Origin of the sequence: Rhizobium sp. NXC24 (assembly GCF_002944315.1) — a bacterium.
Taxonomy (GTDB): Bacteria; Pseudomonadota; Alphaproteobacteria; order Rhizobiales; family Rhizobiaceae; genus Rhizobium.
On the sequence record NZ_CP024311.1, the window covers coordinates 2,640,672 to 2,661,181 of the forward strand.

Sequence of the window (20,510 nt, forward strand, 5' to 3'; positions counted from 1 at the left end):
CGCGTAAGCCCCTCGAAAACCATCATGGTTTTCGGAACTACGCGCCGCCATCCAGTGCTTGGGGTCCCTTCCCGTGAAGATGGGTTCGCCCCGAGTAACACAATAGGCTTGTCACCTTGCGGCGACAATAAACCTAATCCCCATTCATTCGGGTGACGAGATAAAGGGACCGCCGGCGAAGCATTTCACCGATTTGGTGTCTTGGCCTGCGTCTCCTGCGCTGTCGCGAACGATGCCCGTGTGTCCGCAGCCACAACCGCCGCCGGCAAGGGTGTGCCGCGTTTGCGCTCGCGTGCCAGCGTCAGCAGGCCGGAAAAGACAATAAGGACGATGCCGAGCGCCATCGGCAGATCTATGCTGTCATTGAACAGCAGATAGCCGAAACCGATCGCCCAAATCATTTGGCTATATTGCGGTGGCGCAACGAGATTGGCGGGCGCCAACTTCGCTGCGCTCATCAAGAGGACGGTGCCGGCAGCGCCGAGAAGACCGTAGCTGGCGAGGAACATCCATTGCCAAGCCGTCGGCCATGTCATCTCCGGCAGCATCAGCAAACCGCTGACGATCAGCGTGCCGAACAACACCGCACCATAAAGCGAGATGCGCTTCTCCTTCGAGCCAAGTGCGCGATTGATGACGATCGAGACGGCCCCGCTTAAGCCGCCTATCGCCGCGCAGAGGTGGCCGATCGAAAGCTCACGAAATCCCGGCCGCAGCACGACCAGCACGCCGACGAAACCGACGATCACCGCCGTCCAACGCTGCCAGCGCACGTCCTCCTTGAGGAACACGACGGACAGAATGGTGACGAAGGATGGCAGCAGAAAGAGCAGCGCGAAAGCCTCTGCCATCGTCAGCTCGGTGAAAGCCACGATCGAACAGATGGCGCCGATCGCGCCACACGCGAAACGCAGCATCCACAGCGGCCGGTTCGTCGTCCTGACGATATCCAGCCACCCATCTCCGCGCGTCTTCAGAAACGGGATCGCCGCAAAACCGAACAGCGAGCCGACGAAGGCCACCTGATAGGACGGCAGCGTCCCATGCAATATCTTGATTGACGCGTCACTGAACGCGAAGACGGCATAGGATGTGAATGCCAAGAGGACGCCACGAAGCGTGGAATGGCCGGCGGCCATCGAATTGGAATCGGCTGTGATCGATGTCATTGGAATTGGGCGATGCGAAGGGAGGGAATTGAATCAGACGTTGTCAGCCGCAATCGTATGATGAAATGGGCAGAATTTCTATCGGGCGTCGGAATAAACTATTGTTTCAAGCTGATGAGACGAGTGCTGTCCGTCAATTGCCAGCAGCGCCGATCCTCTCCAACTGTTTTGCGGAGACGTGACCTCTAACCGAATAGGAGAAGGCAACCACCTTCAAGGCCGCATCGTCAACGTTACATTTAAATGCCACCCTTACCCAACCTTTCGGTGTGAGCACGCCAGCTCCATCGCCGACGAGATCAATATCCGACAGCATGGCCGGTGTAATCAGTGAGTTATAAAAGCCGCTCGCTTTTAGTTCATACCCGAACTGCAGCTTTTCCTCGCTATTGCAAAGCTGCTGCACTCGTGTACGTCGCGGCAACTTTTTCCAGGCGTCCAATTCGTCCTTCGACATACGCGCCATCTCTGTACCGGAGTAGAAGCGCTTGGCCTGGATGAATTTTCCCTGCTGGCCGCCGGACTTTTGCTGAGCCTGCGACGGATCGGTTTTCGATGCGTCTTGCGTGCTGTCCGCTGACGCCTGCTGCTGCGGCCGAGGTTGAGGCGCGGGGACGAAGGTGGTTCCGGCCGTCGGGTCACTAGGGTCGCCGGAGACCGGCTGATCCTGCGATTGTTGCTGTGGCTGCGCTCCTCCGGTCGTCGGCACGGCAACATCCGGCACGACCTTGGGATCAGCCGCGGCCTGCTGCTGATCTACCTGCCCTTCGGCAGTCTTCGCTAGTCCCGCTATGGGATCGGACGCCGCTCCGTCCTTTTGATCCGCCTGCGTGCCTGCTGCATCCATAGACGGCGTGTTCGGCTCGACGATCTGGGTGTCAGACGGCTGGTCCGTCGCCAGCTCTTCCGGCGTCGGCGTCGATGCGGGATCACTGGAATTCGGATCGGTTGCAGACGCTGCGGCGTCCGGCTTGGCGGCCTTGGCTTCCGCGTCGGTCTTCGCTGCCTCCTCCGCCTTCGCCTGTTGCTGCTGCGCAGTGTCATCGCTTGCCGGCGGCGTCGGGTTCGCCTGCGGCTGCGTGTGGGCCTCTGCCGCAGCCTGCTGGGCGGATGTCTGTTGTGGTGGATTATCGGCAGATGGCGTCGATTGATCCGCAGTTTGCTGCTGCGGCTGTGTCGCCGGATCGGAACTAGGTGGCTGGTCCTGCTTTGCTTGTGCCGGATCGTCGGTCGTCGGCGTCTGATCTTGCGGCTTGGCTTGATCATCGGCCGGCGTCGGCGACGGCGCATCACCCGGCTGCGGCTGCGCGTCGGCCTGCTCGGTGGTCGGTGCTGGCTGATCGGCCTTCACATCGGCAGGCTTATCGGCCTGCGCGGGTTCCTGCGATTTCGCATCCTGATCCTTAGAGTTCGGGTCAGGCCCCTTCTCAGCCTTCGTCTTGCTCTCGTCGCTCAGCTTGTCAGCGGTCTGCTCGCCCTCAGTCTTGTCGGTGGACGCCGCCTTCGGTTCCTTCGAAGGCTGCTTTTCATCGGGCCTGGGTGTCGGCGTCGGCACGCGGCCGGCGCGCTCCGACGGCTTTGCGGCGTTCTTTGCCTCCTCCTTGGGCTGCGGCACCATCTCGACATTGATGCTGTCTTCCGGCTGCGGTATCGGCATAGCCACCACCGGCAGCAGGAAAAGCGCAGCGAAAAACAGGATGTGCACCAGAATGGAAGGGATCAGTCCCCATCGACGCTCATCCGGTTTCCGCTGTTCGGCGACGCGCTCCATCGGTCAGCGGCCGCAAGGCTGACGACGCAGGACAGACGGAAAAGCGCTCAACAATTTCATCCAAACCTTACCGACAAACGACATCCGACGACGCCTAGATTCCCGACATATGGTGTTAAACATCAAGGCCAGAAAGAGGCAGCCGGAAAATTGCAGACTGTTAGTCTGATCACAGCTCCGCGGTGCGCGGAAAACCCTCACCAACACCGTAGCACATAACGTTGCACCGTTAGAAGGACCTGTCGCGAAGCGTGCAGTGCAGGCACATCTGACAAAACGAAAAACCCGGCTCGCTTGTACGAACCGGGTTCTAATTTCATAGCAACAAAGCAACCTGCTCAGCTATCGAGGAACGAGCGCAGCTTTCTGGAGCGGCTCGGATGCTTCAGCTTGCGCAATGCCTTGGCTTCGATCTGACGGATACGTTCGCGGGTAACCGAGAACTGCTGGCCGACTTCTTCGAGCGTGTGGTCGGTGTTCATGCCGATGCCGAAGCGCATGCGCAGCACGCGCTCTTCGCGCGGCGTCAGCGATGCCAAAACGCGGGTCGTCGTCTCGCGCAGGTTGGCCTGAATGGCGGCATCGATCGGCAGCAGCGCATTCTTGTCCTCGATGAAATCGCCGAGATGCGAATCCTCTTCGTCACCCACCGGGGTTTCCAGCGAGATCGGCTCCTTGGCGATCTTCAGCACCTTGCGCACTTTTTCGAGCGGCATGGCGAGCTTTTCGGCCAATTCTTCCGGCGTCGGCTCACGGCCGATTTCATGCAGCATCTGGCGCGACGTACGAACGATCTTGTTGATCGTTTCGATCATGTGCACCGGAATGCGGATGGTGCGGGCCTGGTCGGCGATCGAACGGGTGATCGCCTGCCGGATCCACCATGTAGCGTAAGTCGAGAACTTGTAGCCGCGGCGATATTCGAACTTATCGACCGCCTTCATCAGGCCGATATTGCCTTCCTGAATGAGATCGAGGAACTGCAGGCCGCGATTGGTGTATTTCTTGGCGATGGAGATGACGAGGCGCAGGTTCGCTTCGACCATTTCCTTCTTGGCGATACGCGCTTCGCGCTCGCCCTTCTGCACCATATGAACGATGCGGCGGAATTCCGAGATCGAAATGCCGGTTTCGGTCGCAAGGTTCTGAATTTCCTGGCGGATGTCGCGGATCGTGGTGTTTTCGCTCTTGGCGAATTCCTTCCAGCCGCGGGCGGCGAGGTTGCCGATCGACTTCATCCAGTTCGGATCGAGCTCAGCGCCCTGATACTGTTCCAGGAAGCTATCGCGCTTGACGCCATAGGATTCGGCAAGACGCAGCAGGCGGCCTTCGTTCTGCACGAGGCGCTTGTTGATGTCGTAGAGCTGCTCGACCAGAGCGTCGATGCGGTTCTGGTTCAGCGACAGCGACTTGACCGACTTGACCAGCTCGTCCTTCAGCTCCTTGTAGCGGCGCTCCTGTGCGGACGACAGCGTACCCGAAGCCGACAGGCGCTGCTCGACCTGCTGGTCCTGCAGCTTGCGCAGCTTCTTGTAGGTTTCGGCGATCGTGTCGAGCGTCAGCATGACCTGCGGGCGAAGCTCTGCTTCCATCGCGGCGAGCGAGAGGCTGGATTCGTCCTCGTCCTCTTCCTCCTCCTCGATCGGCATGCCTTCGCCGCCGACGTCGGTGATGTCGTCATCGCCGGAGGAACGGCGGCCGCGGGCCTTTTCCTTCTCTTCGGCCGCTTTGCGGTCGGCCTCGATCTTTTCCGGGCTCTGGAACTGCGGCGCAGCCTTGGCCTCTGGACCGGAATAGGTCGTTTCGAGATCGATGATCTCGCGCAGCAGCGTGGTGCCTTCGTTGAGTTCGTCGCGCCAGATGATCAACGCCTGGAACGTCAACGGGCTCTCACAGAGGCCACCGATCATGGTTTCGCGGCCGGCCTCGATGCGCTTGGCGATCGCGATTTCGCCTTCGCGCGACAGCAGCTCGACAGAGCCCATTTCGCGCAGATACATGCGCACCGGATCGTCGGTGCGATCGGTCGGCTCTTTCTTCTTGGTGGTTGCAAGCGCCGAGCCGCCGGAAGGCGCAAGCTCGCCGCCTTCACCATCCTCGTCGCCGCTGGAATCGTCGTCGTCGCCGCCACTGGCTGCCGCGCCCGCCTCTTCGACATCCTCGTCTTCAATGACGTTGATGCCCATATCGGAGAGCATAGCCATCGTATCTTCGATCTGCTCGGACGTCACTTCTTCGGACGGCAGAACGGCGTTGAGCTCGTCCATCGTCACGTAGCCGCGTTTTTTCGCGGCCTTGATCATCTTCTTGACCGCGTCGTCGGAAAGATCGAGAAGCGGGCCATCCGAGGCGCCGTCGCGTTCGACTTCAGCTTCTTCGTTCTCTTTGACCTTGGTTGCCATCTCTATATCGTCGCTTTCCCTGACGCTTGAAACTTACACGCGGTGACTGACCGCTCTGGCCCGGCACGCCTCGCGCCAGCCCCGAATCACCGACAAACACCTAACGGAATGACCTTTAATGCCTGATTAACCACGATCACCGGCTCCCAACAGCAAAGCTGGATTGCGTTTGGAATTCCGGCCATGGTATACGTGATCCGCCTGACCCACTTCACCGTTTTTCCGAGGACAAACGGTGATTCCTACAATTTTTGCTCTCGTCAAGCTTTTCCAGCAAAAAAGCCTGTTAAAATCGTGAAAAAGCCTTATCCACAGGCCCAACACGCCCAGAAACAATTGCTTCCCGTATTTAGGAAGTCCCCGCGCGTTGACAAGGGCAGGCCCATGAAACCACCCGCATTTCCGCAGTTCGCGGCAATGCTGATGCGGCCGGGCCACGAATTTGGTCAAATCCAGTCCATTACCACCTTGCCGGAATTACCAGAACGCATGGCTTCAAAGCCATCGCGGAAATCATCGATGTGGATGCGATGGGTAATGACCGGCGAGACGTCGAGCCCGCCTTGAACGAAGGCGATCATCTTGTACCAGGTCTCGAACATCTCGCGGCCATAGATGCCCTTCAGATTGAGCATCTTGAAAATCACCTTGTTCCAGTCGATCTCGAAGCCGGCCGGCGCGATGCCGAGAATAGCGATCTTGCCGCCATTGTTCATCTTGTCGATCATGTCGCGGAAAGCGGGCGCGGCACCCGACATTTCCAGACCGACATCGAAACCTTCGGTCATACCGATAGACTTCATTACATCGGCCAAGTTTTCCTTCGAGGCGTCGACGACATGCTCGATACCGAGCTTGCGGGCGAGCGCCAGCCGATTCGGATTGATATCGGTGATGACCACCTTGCGTGCGCCCGAACGCCTGGCGACCATGGCGCCCATGATGCCGATCGGCCCCGCGCCGGTAACCAGCACATCCTCGCCCACCAGATCGAAGGAAAGCGCGGTGTGCACGGCATTGCCGAAGGGATCGAAGATCGCCGCCACTTCATCCGGGATATCGTCAGGGATCGGGACAACGTTGCTTTCCGGAATGCAGACGAATTCGCCGAACGAGCCCGGGCGGTTGACGCCGACGCCCAGCGTATTGCGGCAAAGATGTCCCCTGCCCGCCCGGCAGTTGCGGCACTTGCCGCAAACGATATGTCCTTCGCCGGAGACACGCTCGCCGACATGATATTTGGTGACCGCCGAGCCGATCTCCGCGATCTCGCCGCAGAATTCGTGACCGACGACCATCGGCACCGGAATGGTCTTCTGCGCCCACTGGTCCCAGTTCCAAATATGCACATCCGTGCCGCAGATCGCCGATTTCCTGACCCGGATCAGCACATCGTTCGGCCCAACCTCGGGAACCGGAACTTGCTCCATCCACAGCCCGACTTCCGGCTTCGATTTGACCAATGCCTTCATCATGTTCGACATGAGCTGCCGTCTCCATCCGATTCAAATGATTCCGAGTTCGCGTCCCGCCTCGGCAAAAGCTGCAATCGCGCGCTCGACATCGGCCTTCGAATGCGCCGCCGACATTTGCGTGCGGATGCGCGCCTGACCCTTCGGCACCACCGGGAAGGAGAAGCCGATGACGTAGACGCCCTTTTTCAGCATCAGCGCTGCCATCTCCTGCGCTAGCTTGGCATCGCCGAGCATGACGGGGATGATCGGATGATCGGCGCCGGCCAGCGTGAAACCGAGCTTGGTCATTTCGCTGCGGAAGAACTCGGCATTGCCACGGAGCCGGTCGCGCAGATCGCTGCCGTTTTCGATCAGATCAAAGACTTTCAGCGAAGCAGCCGCGATGACCGGAGCCAGCGTGTTTGAGAAGAGATAGGGGCGCGAGCGCTGCCGCAGCCAATCAACGATCTCGGCTTTGGCCGAAGTATAGCCGCCCGATGCCCCACCGAGCGCCTTGCCAAGCGTACCGGTGATGATGTCGACCCTGCCCTCGACGCCGCAATGTTCCGGCGAGCCGCGGCCATGATCGCCGACAAAACCGACGGCATGGCTGTCATCGACCATCACCATCGCACCATATTGTTCGGCAAGATCGCAGACGCCCTCGAGATTGGCGATGATGCCATCCATGGAGAAAACGCCGTCGGTGGCAATCAGCTTGAAACGGCTGCCCTCGGCCTTCTTCAGCTCCTCTTCTAGGGCCGCCATGTCGTTATTGGCGTAGCGGAAGCGCTTCGCCTTGGAGAGACGCACACCGTCGATGATCGAGGCGTGGTTGAGCGCATCGGAGATGATCGCATCCTCCTCCGACAGCAGCGTCTCGAACAACCCGCCATTGGCATCGAAACAGGAGGAATAAAGGATCGTGTCCTCCATGCCGAGAAAGGCCGATATCCGCGCCTCAAGCTGCTTGTGCTCTTCCTGAGTCCCGCAGATGAAGCGCACCGAGGCCATGCCGTAGCCATAGCGATCGAGCGCTTTCTTTGCCGCTTCTGCCAGTTCCTCATTATCGGCGAGGCCGAGATAGTTGTTGGCGCAGAAATTCAGAACTCGCTCGCCGCCCACGACGGCAATCTCGCCCGCCTGCTTGGAGGTGATGACGCGCTCGGATTTATAGAGGCCCGCATCTTTCAGACCGGCGAGTTCTGTACGCAAATGGGATATGAATTCAGAGGTCATCGTCGCATTCCGATGTTGGTCGTGGGCGGAGACGGCCCGAGAAATAACACAGGATTTGGTTTCTTGCTGCATTCAGCAGCGGCAAAAATGCGCGAGGCATTGACGCTCATGCGATATGGCAATGAACGACATCGATATTGCTCGTCCTTATTGCAAAATTTATTTGACTGAGTCCACTATCTGCCTGCAAACATAATGCGGTTCCCGTATGGTGAGGATGTGATGAGCATATTCCATAGATTTTCGCTCAAGGGTCGGGTCGCGCTCGTCACCGGTAGTGGTCGCGGTCTCGGTCTGGAGATGGCGAAGGCGCTTGCCGGCGCAGGAGCGCATGTCGTCATCAATGGGCGTACGGCCGCGACGTTAGACAGCGCCGTGGAAACCATCCGCGCGGCAGGCGGCACCGCCGAAGCTGCCGCTTTCGACATCGCCGATCACGAGGCGCAGCGTGCGACAATGGCGGATATCGAAAGGAACCACGGCCGGCTCGACATACTGATCAACAATGTCGGCGCCCGTGACAGACGCCCGCTGGCCGACTTCGACGACGAAGCGATCCTTGCTCTCCTCAACACGGATCTGGCTGCCTCGATTGCGCTCTCGCGCAACGCTGCACGCCTGATGAAACGTCATGGTCATGGACGGTTGATCTCGGTAACCTCGATCAGCGGCCATGTCGCCATGCCGGGAGACTGCGTCTACCCTGCGGCCAAACAAGGGCTCACTGGCCTTATGCGCGGCATGGCCGTGGAATTTGGCCCGCACGGCATCACAAGCAATGCCATCGCACCGGGTTGGTTCGCGACGGAAACGAACGCCGCGATGGCGGCAAACGAAGAGCTTATGCCCTTCGTGCGCCAGCGCATTCCCGTTCAACGCTGGGGCCGTCCTGACGAGATCGCCGGCGCGGCACTATTTCTCGCCAGCGACGCCGCCTCCTTTGTCAACGGTCATGTGCTGACCGTCGACGGCGGCATGACCGTCAGGATGTGAGTGCGCCTGGCGAGAAGGTGTCACCGATCGGTGAAATTCTCTATCGCCTTCAAGAACGCATCTCCATAGCGCTCCAACTTCGCCTGCCCCACGCCCGAAATGCCCAGGAGCGCATCGCGGCTCGTCGGTCGCTCCATGGCAAAAGCAATCAGTGTCGTATCCGGGAAGACGACATAGGGCGGCACGCCGAGTGCCTTAGCGATGCTCGCGCGCTCGCTTCTCAACGCTTCGAACAATGGCTGCGCCTCGCTCGACAGGCTTGACTGCCGCTTCTCGATCCGCCCTGCCTTCTTGGTGCGCCGGCCTGTCTCCGGCCGATCCTTGCGGAAGAAAACCTGACGCTCGCGTTTGAAGACCGCCCGCGCCTCCGGCTCCAGCTTCATCGCGCCGAAAGCAGTATGATCGATGCTGACAAAGCCACTCGCCAGCAGTTGTCGGAAGACGGACTGCCAGATGCGCGAGGGAATATCCTTACCCGCCCCGAAGACCGGCATGTTCACATGGCCGAAACGCTCGGTCTTCTCATTGACCGTCCCCATCAACACATCGATGACATGGCCGGTGCCGAAACGTTCGCCGGTCCGGTAGACGGCAGCGAGCGCCTTGATCGCCGCCTCGGTGCCGTCCCAGGTTTCGACCGGTTTCAGGCAGGTATCACAATTGCCGCAACCGCCGGCGTGAGGTTCGCCGAAATGCGCAAGGATCGCTTGGCGTCGGCAGCCGGCCGTCTCGCAGATCGCAAGCAATGCGTTCAGCTTCGCGCGCTCGACGCGCTTGATCTCTTCCGCTGCATTGCCCTCGTCGATCATCCGCCGCCGCTGGATCACGTCGGCCATGCCATAGGCCATCCAGACTTCGGACGGTAAGCTGTCGCGTCCCGCGCGTCCCGTCTCCTGATAATAGGCCTCGACGGAGCCGGGAAGATCGAGATGGGCGACATAGCGGACATTCGGCTTGTCGATGCCCATGCCGAAGGCGACCGTCGCCACCAGGCAAAGATCCTCTTCCTTCAGGAAGGCATCCTGGTTGGCGTCGCGGACCGATCGATCCATGCCGGCGTGATAGGCAAGCGCACGAATGCCCTGCCCGTTCAGCCACTCCGCGATATCCTCGACCTTGGCCCGTGACAGGCAATAGACGATGCCGCTATCGCCGCGATGACCATCGAGGAAACGCAGCAATTGTTGGCGCGGCTGATCGCGCTCGACGAGCTCATAGGTGATGTTCGGCCGGTCGAAGCTGGTGGTGAAAACCTTGGCATTATCGAGCGCCAGCCTCTCGATGATGTCGTCGCGCGTATGCGGATCGGCCGTCGCCGTCAACGCGATGCGCGGCACATCGGGAAAGAGCTCCGCAAGCCTGCCGAGATCACGGTATTCCGGCCGGAAATCATGTCCCCATTGCGAGACGCAATGCGCCTCGTCGATCGCGAACAAGGCAATCTTCGCCTTGGCGATCATCTGGCTGAAGCCATCCGTCAAAATGCGTTCCGGCGTGACATAGAGCAGATCGAGCGTTCCGCTGGAGATAGCGCGATAGACATCGCTTGCCTCTTCCCGCGACAAGGACGAGTTCAACGCCGCCGCGCGGATACCGAGCTGCTTCATTGCCTCGACCTGGTCACGCATCAGGGCGATCAACGGCGAAACGACGATGCCGACGCCTTGGCGGCACAAGGCCGGAATCTGGAAACACAGCGATTTGCCGGCGCCAGTCGGAAACAGCACGACCGCGTCGCCGCCGGAAACCACATGGTCGACCACCTGCTGCTGCTTGCCGCGAAAGGCGGAATAGCCATAGACCCTCTTGAGGATGTCGAGCGGCGTTGCGCCGGAGCTACGGTCACCGAACAGCGCATCGTCGGCGGAAAATCGCGGCTCCTGTCGATCTGGCTGTGACATCTATCCCCTATTTCCCCGCGGACCCTTTGATGCGGCCGGAAAGCACGCCAAACCCATCGATGATTGCTTCCTGGTTTTCCAGGCGCAAAGCTTCGAGCTGCACTTCCTGCAAAGCGCGCATGAGCTGTTCGATGAGGTCGCCATCGCCGTCTTCCGTTGCCTCGGCGATTGCGCTTTGCAGCTCGATCTTGTGCCAACGCAATGCTTTCGAGCGCTTGTGAAGCGCAAGCGCCTGACGATAGCCCTCCCGCGCATCTTCCGTCGCGGCTTCCTCAGTCGCCGTCCAGAGGCGAGCATTGCGCACCTGCTGGTCGAGGCTCTTCAGCAATGCCGCAAAACCCTGCTCTTCCAACTGTTCGAGCAGCCGTTCGCGATTGAGCTGCGGGCCGGCCATGGCTGCTGCCGTACCCAACAAGGCGGACCACAGACGCTGCAATTCGCGACTTTCGTAGTCGATCGCGGCGATCTCATCATATTCGTCCTGCAGCAGCAGCGGATGATTGACGATGGTCAACGCCAATACGCTCTCGCGCAGCCCTGGAATGTCCTGATGACCCTTGATCATGCCCGAACGCGTCAAGCGATCCGACGCCGTCACATTGGCGGCCGGCTGCCGATCCCAGCCCGGCCCGCCGCGACCGCCGAAATTGCGGCCATTGCCGTCGCGGGAAAAGCCGCGTCCCTGCTGATTGCCGCCGCGCTTAAACTGCGGCTGAAACAGGCCGTTCAGCCGATCGCGCATGTCCTGCTGATAGTGCCGGCGGACGTTCTCGTCTGATATGACCGAAACCATCTGTTTCAGTCGCGCCTCAAGTTCGGCGCGCGCCTCCGGCGTATCGAAGGTGCCGCTGCCTGCTTCGCGGCTCCAGATCATTTCCGCCAGCGGCTTTGCCTGTGCCATCACCTTGTCGAAAGGCGCGCGGCCTTCATGGCGGACAAGATCATCCGGGTCCTTTCCATCCGGCAAAAGCGCGAAACGGACGGTGCGGCCTGGTTTGATATGCGGCAGCGCCAGATCGGCAGCGCGATTGGCGGCACGAATGCCGGCTCCGTCTCCATCGAAGCAGAGCACCGGCTGGGGCGTCATCTTCCATAGAAGTTCGAGCTGGTTTTCCGTCAGCGCCGTGCCGAGCGGGGCGACTGCATTTTCAACGCCAGCCTGATGTAGCGCAATGACGTCCATATAGCCTTCGACGGCGATGATCGTACCCGCGCCGTCATTCCCCTGGGCGGCACGGCGCGCGCGCGTAAAATTGTAGAGTACATTGCCCTTGTGAAAGAGTTCCGTCTCATTGGAATTGAGATATTTGGCCGGCGCATCCGGCGACATGGCGCGGCCGCCGAAGGCGATCACCTTTTCGCGCGAAGACAGGATCGGGAACATGATGCGATCGCGAAAACGGTCGTAGGAGACCGGCACATTCTCATGCACGACCAAGCCACAGGCTTCCATCTGTTCTTTCAATACGCCTTTGCCGGCTAAAAACTCCTTGAGCGCATTGCGGCTGTCCGGCGAGTAGCCAAGGCGGAAGGTCTCAATGGTGCGACCGGTCAGGCCGCGGTCGCGCAGATAGGCTCGTGCCCTCGCACCGTTTGCCGTCTGGAGCTGATCCTGAAAGAACTGCGTCGCCATTTCCATGACGTCGAGCAGCGACGTGCGTTCCTTTTCGCGCTTTGCTTCCATGGGATCGGCGACCGGCATGGCAACGCCCGCCATGTCGGCGATCTGCTGCACCGCTTCGGGAAAACTAAGCCCCTCGAGTTCGGTCAGGAAACGGAAATGATCGCCCGTGACGCCGCAGCCGAAGCAATGGTAACGGCCCTTGCGGTCTTCACAGTGAAAGCTCGGTGATTTTTCGCCATGGAACGGGCAGCAGGCCCAATAGTCACCCCGCGGCACATTGGTCTTGCGCCGGTCCCAGGTCACACGTCGACCGATCACGTCCGAAATGGGAACGCGGTCGCGAATCTCATCGAGAAACGTATTGGAAAATCGCATGACTACCTCTGGCCTGCTCCCATATAATCAGGAACGGAGCGCATTGCCACGAGAACCCTCCGCCACGCCCGCTATTCACAGCCCTCCTCATGCGGCGATCGAATTCAACCTTTCCGATCACAACTCCGTGAAAACCTCGGCTCAATTCATGTTCGCGCGCTTGCTTGGATGGCGGTTTTGGCATCGTCTGAGGCAGGGCCCAAGGAAAGCTTTGCAGCTTGTATGTGCATCACGGAAACGCGGCTACACAGCCTGGCCGCGCAAAAAAATCTGAAAAAGCAAAGAGTTACTGATTATCAGGGTGAATAACCAAGAGCGTACGACGACGCAGGCGCAATCATTATCGAAGATCGAAAGGCGCGCGATCCTGCGCGCTGGTGGCGCATTTGGGGCATAGTTCGTAAGCCAAACATTATTTTTTTGTAATTTGATTGTTGGTGTGCGCCGCAATAGCGTTCTTCTCACGGGGCGAGACAAGCCGGCGAAGAAAATGCTTCGCGACACGACATGCCTAGACGTCCCGCTGGACTGGAAACCTAAGGTACAGGTTTTCTGTTTAGGAGAATTCAAATGCGCGTTTTGCTCGTACCCTTTGCTGCCGCCGCCCTCTTCGCCACGGCCACCTATGGCTCGGCTACGATGACGGATGGTGTGGCTCCTGCGGCTACTGGCAACGTGCTTTATACCGATACCGGCTACCAGCTACCTGTTGATATGAAAGTTCCGGCTCTCAAGGCCGGCATCAAAATTCAGGTATCCTGGCTGGAGTCGCAAGGCATGGATTTGCCCCAGCAAGTCAGGATCATCAGGTAAAGTTCACCCCATACCCAGGTGAGGCACCATCCCTACCCCCGGCGCCGCCTCACCTGGGTGCCTTTGCAATAGACGTTTGATTTTTGGGCCCCACCCTGCGTTATCAAACGGCTGCAAAGCGCAAGAAGGCAGGAGCTCCCCCAGCTCCTGCCTTCTTTATTTGCCGTCAAGGCTGATGAGAGACGCGCAAAGCTTGGTGTCGCTTTCGTCCGCCGCCGTCAGCTCGTCAAATCTGTAGCCGCCGCAAGTATATTAGAAACTGTCAATTTTACACCACAGCATCCAAATTCAATTGACAATTGATACTGCGATGCCAATGAATTCCCTAATTCATCGGAAATCACTATATGTCGTTCGCTGCGGAAGAGCTTACCTCTGACCTTGGTTTCTTCACGGCTGTTCTCGGCTGCGCGCGGGAGATGGTTGCCGCCTACGCTGACAATCCACGCGCAAGCTCAATTTTTGCTTCGCAGCAGCGCTGGCTGATGGCCCAAGCCGGCCTCGGACTGTATTACGGCGGAATCGATGGAGAGCAGCCGGGCTTATATGCCCGCCGCTTTGTCGATTACGTTCTCAAACATGAGATCGCCAGCCACAATACGGCGCTGAGCTTCATCCAGGAAATGCTGACCTACCGCTTTTTGCGTTATCTGGCCGATCCACCAATCAAGCGTCTGCGACCAATAGAGCCGACCGAAGCGGCGGTGGAACATCTATCGAAATGGATTTATATCCATCTGATGGTGCTCGACAGCCTGGATGACGGCAAGCGGATAGCAACTTTTGTCGAGCGACCGGAGATCATTGCGGCGCTGCAGCCGGCAATCGCAGCAAGAATCATTGCCAACGACCGGGTGCGTCATCCCGGCGAGACCTTCGATCTCTTCACTTGGGCAAATTCCGGCGGCGTGGTGATGGATTACCTGATGTCCCGCATCGCAACGATCGATCCGACAGCGGCAAGAATGGTCATTGGCCCGATTTCGTTCACCGAAATCTGCGACCGATTCCTAATCTCAAGAACGCATGTGAAGCGGCTGATGAGCAAGGCATCGAGTATGGGAAGCGTGGGCTGGACCGGTAGTCCGGGCAAGAGCCACTTCTGGCTCTCGCGCGGCTTCATTCAGGAATATTGGGATTACCAGGCGGAAAAATTCGCCATCATCGGCGCCGTCTGGGAAGAGGCCTTCGGCGCGCAGCCCGAGCCAGCGCCGACGGAGCCACCAATACTTACTTCAGCAGCTCTTTGAGAATCCCCGAAGCCTTGGCGAAATCCATCTGCCCGGCATAGCGCTCGCGCAGGGCAGCGACGCACTTGCCCATGTCCTTCAGGCCTTGCGCACCGAGCTCGGCGACGACAGCGACGCAGATCTCGCGCACCTTCTCGTCGGAAAGCTGCTCGGGCATGAAGCCCTGGATAACAGCGATTTCCTCGCGCTCCTTGTCGGCCAGTTCCGGGCGGCCACCATCGATGTAGATCTTCACCGACTCTTCGCGCTGCTTGATCATCTTGGCGAGCAACTGCAAAATCTCGTCGTCACTCGCCTGTTCCTTGCCGAGACCACGATTGGCGATGTCCTTGTCCTTGATCGCGGCGAGGATGAGGCGCACGGTCGAAAGCCTCGCCGCGTCCTTGGCCTTCATGGCATCCTTCTGGGCGGTGGAAAGCGTTTCGCGGATCATGTCTTAAACTCCCTAAGCAGGCCGGCGACGATCGCCCAGCCTCTCATTTCATGTTGCCAGTCTCATAGACCATGAGCGGCGATCAATGCAATTACGTCCGGGCGATCGAAAGCTGGCGATTCCTTGGCAGGAAACGAACGGGGCGCATTGACCGACACGCCTTGTTTGGCTATGTCCAGCACCTGCACATTAGATCGATATGAAGGTCTCAAGCCGCGACGCACGTCGCCGGCTGCAATCTGCACAAACATGGCGGAAGCCCCCGGTCTTTTCAAGGCCGCGCACGACGCCGGAAACGGGATGAGAATGACCGCGACAGCCCCATGGACAACTGAAAAGCCGAGTGCCCTGCTCGTCCTCGCCGACGGCACCGTAATCGAAGGCAAGGGTATCGGCGCGACCGGCAAGGTCCAGGCCGAAGTCTGCTTCAACACGGCGCTGACCGGCTACGAGGAAATCCTGACCGATCCCTCCTATCTCGGTCAGATCGTTACCTTCACCTTCCCCCACATCGGCAATGTCGGCACCAACGACGAAGACATCGAAGACTTGACGCCTGCCGCCCGCCACGGCGCCGTCGGCGTCATCTTCAAGGCCGATATCACCGATCCTTCGAACTATCGCGCCGCAAAGCATCTCGACCAGTGGCTGAAGGCTCGCGGTATCATCGGCATGTGCGGCATCGACACCCGCGCGCTGACCGCCTGGATCCGCGAAAACGGCATGCCGAACGGCGTCATCGCCCATGACCCGAACGGCGTCTTCGACATCGAGCAGTTGAAGGCGGATGCGAAGGCTTGGAGCGGCTTGGAAGGCCTAGATCTCGCAAAGGTCGCCACTTCAGGCCAATCGTCGCAATGGGCGCAGACGCCCTGGATCTGGAACGAAGGCTATGGCGCACTCAATGCCGACGACGCCAAATATCACGTCGTCTGCCTCGACTACGGCGTCAAGCGCAACATCCTGCGCCTCTTCTCCGGCCTCGACTGCAAGGTCACCGTATTGCCGGCAACCGCATCCACCGATGACGTGCTGGCGCTGAAGCCCGACGGCATTTTCCTGTCGAACGGTCCCGGCGACCCCGCGGCAACCGGCGAATATGCCGTGCCTGTCATCAAGGACCTGCTGAAGACGGAAATCCCGTTGTTCGGCATCTGCCTCGGTCACCAGATGCTCGGCCTCGCGCTCGGCGCCAAGACGGCGAAGATGCATCAGGGCCATCATGGCGCCAACCACCCGGTCAAGGATCACACCACGGGCAAGGTCGAGATCGTCTCGATGAATCACGGCTTCGCAGTCGACTCGAACAGCCTTCCGGAAGGCGTTGAAGAGACTCACATTTCTCTTTTCGACGGCAGCAATTGCGGCCTGCGCGTTGCCGGCAAGCCGGTCTTCTCCGTGCAGCACCACCCGGAAGCTTCCCCGGGCCCGCAGGACAGCCATTACCTCTTCCGCCGCTTCGTCAATCTCGTGCGCGAGAAGAAGGGCGAACCGGCTTTGGCCGAGCGCGCCTGAGCACACCGACTGCCCGAATCCATAAAAAGAAGCCTCGGATTGGCAAACAATCCGAGGCTTTTTTTGTGTGTCGACTTGGGAGGAATATGTCTTCACATCGGCTTACGCCTGCAGGCGACGCTGCTTCACGACTTCCAACTCGCTCGTCATGATCTCCTGCAGGAATTCAAAATCGGACGCGCCAAAGGCAACAAGCCCGAACCTCAGTTTGTAGCCCCAGTTCTTGTCTTGGGTAAAATCCAGCCAGCCCAGCAATGGACGGAGCGGCTGTTCGGGCGCATCGAGCCAGTCGACATCGCGGCGATAGGCCTTTCCACAATCCATCTGCGCCGGATACGGCTCGCCCTCACGGACATAGCCAATGGCCGTGAAGCTCTGGAAACCGTCCTTGCCTCCCATCGTTATCGATGGAGAATAATAGATGATACCGTCACCGGGCTTGATGCGCTTCAGCGGCCCCGGTTTGCCGTGGCAAACCTGCATGAAGCCCTGCTCTTTCCCATGGCGAACATGTTCCGCGCTGGCAACGGCCAGCCAATAGGATTTCTGCACAGGCTCGGGCCGCCGGCCGGACGCATTGGCGTGCGGGAAGAGGCGAACCATCTTGCCCTGATCAGAGGAATCTTCCCGCGGGAAAAGCGCGGCATCAATATGATCGCTTGCTTTGAATGTCATGGTCATCTCCCGTCGTTGGTATGAGATGACTATAGACGAACATGCTGTCAATTTTTGTCAGCAGTCTCGTCGCCAGATATCAAAATTGGCCGGGCTTCAGCCGGCCAATTTCTCGGAGCGCATCAGGATATAGAATCGCGCGCAGAGCATGGTCGCGGCCGAGCCAAGGCCGAGCAAAAAGCCGATCCAGATGCCGATCCCGCCGAAGCCAAGCGGGAAGGCCAGCAGCCAGGCCAGGAAGAAACCGATCGGCCAATAGGCGATCAGCGCCATGATCATCGGCACGCGCGCATCCTTCAGGCCACGCAGCAGACCACTGGCGACCACCTGCAGGCCGTCGACGAGTTGGAACAGGCCAGCCACGACGATCAGCGGCGCCGCATAGGCAAGCACCTGCGGCGCATCGACCGACTTGACGTCAAGGAACCAGCTTCCGAGCCAGGATGGCGCTGTCGCGAACAGGATGCTGCCGCAGAACGCAATACAACTCGAAACGATGAGCACCACGATGGCTGCCCGCTTCAGCCCGAAGTGATCGCCCTGTCCATGCGCGACACCGACCCGCACGGTCGCCGCCTGGCTGAGGCCGAGCGGGATCATGAAGGCGATCGACGCCCATTGCAGTGCGATACCATGCGCGGCAAGCTCGATCGTGCCGATTTGACCCATCAGCAGCGAAGCGGCCGTGAACAGGCTGACTTCAGCCAAAACCGTGATGCTGATCGGAAAACCAAGGCGAACGACTTCCCACAACGCATGCCAATCCGGCCGCCAAAGACGGACGAAGATTTCATAGCGTCGTGTGTCCTGGCGGCTCTGCACATAGCCGACGATGAACAGAAAGCCCGCCGTCTGCACTGCAACGGATACCATGGCAGCACCACGCAGCCCGAGCGCCGGCATGCCGAAATGGCCGAGCACCAGGCAATAGGCAAGCACGGCGTTCATCACCAGCATAGTGAGGGTGACATAAAGGATGACGCCTGCCCGACCCATGGCGCTGACCAGGGCCCGGATGACGTTGTAGAGCAAGCCCGGCAGCACCGCGAAATGGCCGATGGCGATATAATCGCTGGCAAGCTTCGCCACGTCGGGCTTCTGTCCGGCGGCCAATAGGATCTGTTCGGAATAAAGAAAGGCCGGCTGCGCAATCAGCCAATAGACGGTAACGGCCCAGAGGCCCATGCGCAGCGCCCGCCGAACCGAGGTGACATCACCCTGACCATAGGCCTGCGCCACCAACGGCACGACGGCAATGGCAAAACCGGAACCGAAAAGCAGAATCGTAAACAGGAACTGGCCGGCAAGAACCATGGCGGCCAATTGCTCGGCACCGAGACGACCGATGATCATCACATCCGTCGTATTGATGCCAAGCTGCGCCAGTTGCGCGCCGATCAGCGGGATGCCGAGCGCCAGGGTGGCGCGGAGATGCGCAAACCACGAATTATTGTTGTCGTGCGCGAAGGGGCGCGCAGCTACCGGCATATCCATCTCGAAAACTCGGTTTAAGAACGCGCAGACCACCTACCCAAGGGTGCGCAAGATCGTCGGCTTAGCGCAACTTTGCGTGAAAAGCCAGCCGGCAGGGCCTCGATGCTGAAGAATTCATCGTATCATCAAAATATCTGATGAATATTTAGGCCACTTCCTGAACAGCCGGCTCTGCCGCGGCTTTCGGTTCACTCTTCTGCACCTTGGCGACAAAGACGATCACCGCAGCTGCAATCAGGATCGCCGACATGATGAACGGGGCGCCGGCGAAAACGACGGGCGCGGACGGGTCGGTAAAATAACGGAACAGGTAGGGAAACAGCACCGGCCCTATGATGGCGGTGATGCTGGTCAAGCTGCCGAGAGCGCCTTGCAGTTCGCCCTGCGCCGATGGTGGCACCTTGCTTGCCGCAATGGAGCGCAGCGGCGCGTCCGAGACGTTTTCGATCACGGTGACGACGATCACGGCATAGACCATCCAGCCCTGCCAGGCGAAAGCATATCCCAGCAAGCCGATGCCGGAAAAGGTAAGCCCGAACACCACAGTCTTCCATTCGCCGAGCACCGAAACGATGCGAGGCAGAGCCAGCCCCATCACCAGCGCCATGCCGATGCCGTAGGTGCCGAGCGAAAGGCCGATTTCCAACGAGGTCCATTCATAACGATAGGAGCTGACGAAGGACCAGACCGCCGGAAACACGCCATGCGCCAGCCAGTTGAAGAACATGACAACGAAGACCCAGCCAAGGCCCTGATAGCGGCCCACTTGCCGCAATGCGCCGAGCGGACTGGCGCGCCAAAATTCGAAACGGCGGCGGTTCCTCGCTTCCAGCGTTTCCGGCAGGAGGAAATAGGCACCGATAAAGTTTATGAAGGCCACCGCCGCTGCACCGTAAAAGGGCGCGCGCGGGCCGAATTCCCCAAGGAAACCGCCGATCACAGGTCCAAGGACAAAACCCACGCCGAAGGCCATGCCGATCAGGCCGAAATTCTTAGCCCGGTTCTCGTCATTGCTGATGTCGGCGATATAGGCGGAGCATGTCGAGAAACTCGCTCCGCTGACACCGGCCAGGATGCGACCGGCGAACAATATCCAGTAGCTGCCGGCAATGGCGCAGATGAAATTGTCGATCGCGAAGGTCAACACGGAGGCAAGCAAGATCGGGCGGCGACCGAAACGATCGCTCAAATTGCCGATCAGCGGCGAAAACAGGAATTGCATGGCCGCATAGGCAAGCAATAGCCAGCCGCCATCGGTTGCCGCCTCGCTGACTGAAGCGCCCGTCAGTTCCTCCAGATATTTCGGCATGACCGGCATGATGATGGCGATGCCGATGACGTCGAGGAAGAGGGTGACGAAGACGAGGAAAAGGCCGCGACGGACGAATTTCTGATCGATCAT

General features: G+C 59.4%; 16 protein-coding genes. 4 read left to right on the forward strand and 12 right to left on the reverse strand.

What is annotated here, in order from left to right; translation table 11 throughout:
* Nucleotides 1-185: 185 nt before the first annotated feature.
* The 5 genes from NXC24_RS13070 to NXC24_RS13090 all read right to left on the reverse strand — a co-directional run bounded on the left by NXC24_RS13070 (nucleotide 186) and on the right by NXC24_RS13090 (nucleotide 8,035).
* The gene (locus NXC24_RS13070; protein WP_104823684.1) at nucleotides 186-1,169 is read right to left on the reverse strand and encodes a DMT family transporter; all 984 of its coding nucleotides are present in this window, start codon (nucleotides 1,167-1,169) and stop codon (nucleotides 186-188) included.
* Between the two features lie 133 nt (nucleotides 1,170-1,302).
* A complete protein-coding gene (locus tag NXC24_RS13075; RefSeq protein ID WP_104823685.1) occupies nucleotides 1,303-2,940 on the reverse strand; it encodes a DUF930 domain-containing protein in 1,638 nt (545 codons plus the stop codon).
* A 338-nt stretch (nucleotides 2,941-3,278) separates the two neighbouring features.
* Nucleotides 3,279-5,342: an RNA polymerase sigma factor RpoD gene (gene rpoD / locus NXC24_RS13080; protein ID WP_104823686.1), complete on the reverse strand. Its 2,064-nt coding sequence runs from the start codon at nucleotides 5,340-5,342 to the stop codon at nucleotides 3,279-3,281.
* A gap of 446 nt (nucleotides 5,343-5,788) precedes the next feature.
* On the reverse strand, nucleotides 5,789-6,826 hold the full coding sequence (tdh, locus tag NXC24_RS13085) for an L-threonine 3-dehydrogenase (protein ID WP_104823687.1): 1,038 nt from the start codon (nucleotides 6,824-6,826) through the stop codon (nucleotides 5,789-5,791).
* Between the two features lie 21 nt (nucleotides 6,827-6,847).
* Nucleotides 6,848-8,035: a glycine C-acetyltransferase gene (locus tag NXC24_RS13090; protein WP_104823688.1), complete on the reverse strand. Its 1,188-nt coding sequence runs from the start codon at nucleotides 8,033-8,035 to the stop codon at nucleotides 6,848-6,850.
* Between the two features lie 222 nt (nucleotides 8,036-8,257).
* Here NXC24_RS13090 and NXC24_RS13095 point away from each other — a divergent pair, with 222 nt between their 5' ends.
* Complete coding sequence (locus tag NXC24_RS13095; protein ID WP_104823689.1) at nucleotides 8,258-9,028, forward strand: SDR family oxidoreductase; 771 nt, start codon at nucleotides 8,258-8,260, stop codon at nucleotides 9,026-9,028.
* Between the two features lie 20 nt (nucleotides 9,029-9,048).
* On the opposite strand, the gene recQ is transcribed toward NXC24_RS13095, so the two are convergent.
* Together recQ and dnaG are read right to left on the reverse strand one after the other, a co-directional pair.
* Nucleotides 9,049-10,929, reverse strand: coding sequence for a DNA helicase RecQ (gene recQ, locus NXC24_RS13100; RefSeq protein WP_104823690.1), 1,881 nt, complete (start codon nucleotides 10,927-10,929; stop codon nucleotides 9,049-9,051).
* 7 nt (nucleotides 10,930-10,936) lie between these two features.
* Nucleotides 10,937-12,928 (reverse strand): DNA primase, encoded by a 1,992-nt coding sequence (gene dnaG, locus NXC24_RS13105; RefSeq protein ID WP_104823691.1) that lies wholly within the window; start codon nucleotides 12,926-12,928, stop codon nucleotides 10,937-10,939.
* A 570-nt stretch (nucleotides 12,929-13,498) separates the two neighbouring features.
* On the opposite strand from dnaG, the gene NXC24_RS13110 reads away from it, so the two are divergent.
* Both NXC24_RS13110 and NXC24_RS13115 read left to right on the forward strand, forming a co-directional pair.
* Nucleotides 13,499-13,741, forward strand: a complete 243-nt coding sequence (locus tag NXC24_RS13110; RefSeq protein WP_104823692.1) for a hypothetical protein — start codon at nucleotides 13,499-13,501, stop codon at nucleotides 13,739-13,741.
* A gap of 347 nt (nucleotides 13,742-14,088) precedes the next feature.
* The gene (locus NXC24_RS13115) at nucleotides 14,089-14,991 is read left to right on the forward strand and encodes a hypothetical protein (RefSeq protein ID WP_245463863.1); all 903 of its coding nucleotides are present in this window, start codon (nucleotides 14,089-14,091) and stop codon (nucleotides 14,989-14,991) included.
* Here NXC24_RS13115 and NXC24_RS13120 read toward each other — a convergent pair.
* On the reverse strand, nucleotides 14,972-15,424 hold the full coding sequence (locus tag NXC24_RS13120; RefSeq protein ID WP_104823693.1) for a GatB/YqeY domain-containing protein: 453 nt from the start codon (nucleotides 15,422-15,424) through the stop codon (nucleotides 14,972-14,974). The genes NXC24_RS13115 and NXC24_RS13120 overlap by 20 nt on opposite strands.
* Before the next feature lie 62 nt (nucleotides 15,425-15,486).
* Entirely contained in the window at nucleotides 15,487-15,675 is a 189-nt protein-coding gene (locus tag NXC24_RS13125; RefSeq protein ID WP_104823694.1) for a hypothetical protein, read from the reverse strand.
* Between the two features lie 55 nt (nucleotides 15,676-15,730).
* On the opposite strand from NXC24_RS13125, the gene carA reads away from it, so the two are divergent.
* Complete coding sequence (gene carA / locus NXC24_RS13130; RefSeq protein ID WP_104825150.1) at nucleotides 15,731-16,939, forward strand: glutamine-hydrolyzing carbamoyl-phosphate synthase small subunit; 1,209 nt, start codon at nucleotides 15,731-15,733, stop codon at nucleotides 16,937-16,939.
* A gap of 102 nt (nucleotides 16,940-17,041) precedes the next feature.
* Here the strand turns inward: carA and NXC24_RS13135 are convergent, their stop codons facing one another.
* From NXC24_RS13135 to NXC24_RS13145, 3 genes are all read right to left on the reverse strand, one after another.
* Nucleotides 17,042-17,614, reverse strand: coding sequence for an EVE domain-containing protein (locus tag NXC24_RS13135; protein WP_104823695.1), 573 nt, complete (start codon nucleotides 17,612-17,614; stop codon nucleotides 17,042-17,044).
* 96 nt (nucleotides 17,615-17,710) lie between these two features.
* Nucleotides 17,711-19,108 carry an MATE family efflux transporter gene (locus tag NXC24_RS13140; protein ID WP_104823696.1) on the reverse strand — a complete coding sequence of 466 codons (1,398 nt, stop codon included), beginning with the start codon at nucleotides 19,106-19,108 and terminating at the stop codon, nucleotides 17,711-17,713.
* 145 nt (nucleotides 19,109-19,253) lie between these two features.
* On the reverse strand, nucleotides 19,254-20,510 hold the full coding sequence (locus tag NXC24_RS13145; protein ID WP_104823697.1) for a TCR/Tet family MFS transporter: 1,257 nt from the start codon (nucleotides 20,508-20,510) through the stop codon (nucleotides 19,254-19,256).